Consider the following 3560-nt stretch of genomic DNA (forward strand, 5'->3'; position numbering starts at 1 on the left):
GGCTGGGAACACTAAATGATATAGCAAAACACTTACATTATGGCTCTTATGGATGTATTCACTCATTTTTCTATTGTACGCCGCGAGCGGCGGGGAATTAGACCCGAAGAGATTAAACCCACATTCCGCCCCCTAGTCGTTGAAACCAACAGTTGCTCTAGCCCTTGTGTAGTAAGACTTTTAGCGATTACTAAGAATTATGAAGTGTCACACTCTAGTCAGCGATCGCCAGCTTGCTTAATGAGAGTCTATCTCAATAATTTGGTATCAGAGCTATCAGATTTTTAGCGCTAATTGTGCATCTGCTGGGCAAACAAATTAGCCTGTAATTCAGAGCCGGCAATCGTTTTGACGATTTAGATAAAATTTTCAATGTGACACTTTAGGATGCGGAATGTGGGATAAGACATGATTCTAGTTTTATCCATCGATAAAAGTGTATGATTAAAGACATAAGAATTGATTGACATCAGGTATTAATGGTGTTAGGATATGTGAGGTGGATCACTCAGTTGTATCGCAAAACTCAAGTTTGAATTGCCCCCACGATTCCCATTTTGTCAACCTCGTCAAACAGATCAAGGAAATAAATGCACAGCTAATTGTCGCCCATCAAGCACAGCTGATCACCAGAGGTACTTGTGCTGTGAACCTGTAAATTTCCACTGACGGTGACATCGGTTTGGTCCTGGAACGCAACAACAAGTTAAGCTTCGATACTTTCTGTCTTGAATGCCTTTACTCTTTCCTAACTTATTGACCATGAGTTCAACCACTCCTATAACTACCGCCCAGTCATCACCAAAAAAACCCGTTGATGACCAGTCATCACCAAAAAAACCCGTTGATGATCAGAAGAAAGTAACTGAGAACGAGCAAATACCAAATAGTAATCAAGGAGACAGTCATGTTGATCAGTTGTTAGAGCAGGTTATCGGTGACGAAGATTTAACTCTTCTCTCCCTAGAAGAATTGGATGTGCTTTTGAATCAAGTTGATTTTTTAGAGGCAGTTGAACTTGATACTGGGGGAGGAACGATACCAAACAATGGCAATAACCAAAATTCAACTTCTACCTCAAGTCTTACCTCAAGTCCTGCCTCAAGTCCTACCTCAAGTTTTACCTCAAGTTTTACCTCAAGTTTTACCTCAAGTTTTACCTCAAGTCCTACCCGAAGTCTTACCTCAAGTTCTACCTCAAGTTCTACCTCAAGTGTCTCACGACCAGATTTAGTGGGCAGTTTTGGCACGATTAATTTGCCAAGTACGGTTAACTTCGGCGCTCAGGGAAGTGCAAAGGTAATTGTCACCAATCAAGGACAGGCGAGCGCCAGTGGTCCCAGTACTGTCAAACTGTACATTTCCACTGACGGTGAGATTGACAGTAACGATCGGTTACTCACCAGTGTCAGCACAAACTTGAACCTAAACGCCGGGCAGTCAGTCACCTTAGACTTAACGTATAACAACAATACTTCAGTCATCGCTGCGGGGGCTTACTTTCTCATTGCTCAAGTTGATGCCAATAACCAAATTCCCGAACAACTGGAAACCAATAATGTCACCAGTAAATTAGTATCGGGACTCAATACTAATGCCATCATCGACTGGAATGCGATCGCATTAAATGCGATTCAAGCCGAGGGAAAAGCAGGGCGGGGAGTTGGGCCGACAGTGGGTTCTCGCTTAATGGCCTTGGTTTCTACTGCTGTCTATGATACGGTTCAGGCCTTCAACACTTTATATCCCTCCTATGCTGTAAATGTGAGCGCACCAACAAATACCTCGTTGCAGGCGGCGGTAGTTGGTGCGGCCTATCGAGTTCTCTCTACTCAATTACCTGAACAAAATAGCTTGTTATCACAGCAAGTAACCAATTCTCTGGCGGAGATTCAGGACAGTGCCACCGCTGAAAACAGGGGTTTTAATTTTGGCATTTTAGTAGCCAATCAGAGCCTCAATTTACGCGCTAATGATGGTTCCAGCAACAATACGCCTTTCACTGCGCCGTCGGGAAACTATGTCTGGACACCAGAAACCTTAGGACCCACTGCTGGGGTAGCACTCGGTGCCAACTGGGGTGGGGTAACTCCTTGGACAATTGGCAACATTGACCAGTTTGTCTCGCAAAATCAACTTGATGTAACTCTTGATGGCCGTCCCGACAATCCTAATGATCAGGGTGCATTGTATGCCCAAGAAATTGAAGAAGTCCGGCTCTATGGTGGATTGCAAAACACTGCTCTCACGACCACTTTACGCAATGCAGACCAGGCAGAAATGGCTGTTTTCTGGGCCTATGACCGGGCTGATACCTTCCGTCCCTACGGTCACTTAAACCAAATTGCTCAAGAAATCGCCGTGCGTGAGGGCAATACCTTGCAAGAAGATGCCAGCTTATTTGCCGCATTAAATACCGCGCTGGCAGATGCGGTAATCGTCGCTTGGAAAGAGAAATACACTGAACTCCAACCTCGCCCTGATGACGTAATTGCTGGGGGATTTGCGGCTAATGACGGGATAGCTTCTACGGTGGGCGATCCCAATTGGAAACCCTTGCTGTCAGAATTAATGGGGGTTAATTCGCCACCTTTCCCGGATTATATGTCAGGGCATTCCGCCATGGGGGGAGCATTTGCTGGAGTGATGACTGAGTATTTTGGTGAAAACTATGTGTTTAGTGCTGTCTCCCAAGAACTTCCCGGTGTCGTTCGTGATTTCGATAGCTTCCATGAAGCGGGAATGGAAGATGCCATCGGCCGTATTTATGGCGGAGTTCACGTCCGGGAAGCTTGTATTGATTCTTTTGAAATGGGGTTAGCTGTTGGCGATTTTGTTTCGACAAGTGTCTTTCAGCCGATTGTCTAGTATCGTGTCGAGTTGAACGAACCTGCGTCAGTCCCCACCCTCAGCAACGCACCAGTGGGGAAGGTGCAGGGGGCGGCAATTTGAGGACTCGATGTCCGAAAAATTGCCAACTAAATTTTAATGGTAAATCCCATGCTTTAGGTGATATCGGTCGCACTTTGGAATTATCCCTGGAAAGGGTGCGACAAATTGAGTCGAAAGCGTTGCAAAAACTGCGTAGTTAGATCACCAACAGAATATCCCTACTAGAGAGTTAAATAGGGCTTGCTGAATAAATCTAAAAACCTTGTTGGATAATATCTTTAGACTTTTTGGAAATCAAAAAGTACCGGCCTTGGCAGTGATCGGGGGGAAAATTCAGGGACTTTTTCCCTGAAAATTAGGTAATTGACCACCTGAAAATCAATCGGTAAAACCCTACACCCTACACCCCACACCCCACACCCCACACCCTACCCCCAGGAAAAACTTTTTGCCGCAAACCCTAAATACTCCCTATTTTTTTAGGAGATTTTAACTGACTGAGAACAACGATTTGATGAGTTGCATTCCAGACGTTTTTGACGTTCTGCTAAAATTGTCTGTAAATTCGGTCTTCCGGTTAAGGTTAATCGCCAAGAAGCCCAAATTTCATAGATAATATCCACTAGAAACCCAATAACCGGCCATTTGGTAGCGGCATAAATCCAACC

Annotated in this window: 1 protein-coding gene and 3 pseudogenes; 2 read left to right on the plus strand and 2 right to left on the minus strand. The window is 44.8% G+C overall.

Annotated elements, in window-relative coordinates; all coding sequences use genetic code 11:
* Positions 1 to 66, minus strand: a pseudogene (locus PX482_RS28185) (IS200/IS605 family transposase); the annotation flags it as partial.
* A gap of 696 nt (positions 67 to 762) precedes the next feature.
* Between PX482_RS28185 and PX482_RS22695 the strand changes: the two are divergent.
* Positions 763 to 2868 (plus strand): vanadium-dependent haloperoxidase, encoded by a 2106-nt coding sequence (locus tag PX482_RS22695; RefSeq protein ID WP_502888575.1) that lies wholly within the window; start codon positions 763 to 765, stop codon positions 2866 to 2868.
* A 119-nt stretch (positions 2869 to 2987) separates the two neighbouring features.
* A pseudogene (locus PX482_RS22700) lies at positions 2988 to 3092 on the plus strand (sigma factor-like helix-turn-helix DNA-binding protein); the annotation flags it as partial.
* 279 nt (positions 3093 to 3371) lie between these two features.
* Here PX482_RS22700 and PX482_RS22705 read toward each other — a convergent pair.
* Positions 3372 to 3560 (minus strand): annotated as a pseudogene (locus PX482_RS22705) (thiol-disulfide oxidoreductase); the annotation flags it as partial.

It is taken from the genome of Microcystis sp. M53602_WE12 (assembly GCF_030065455.1).
GTDB classification, from domain to species: Bacteria; Cyanobacteriota; Cyanobacteriia; order Cyanobacteriales; family Microcystaceae; genus Microcystis; species Microcystis aeruginosa.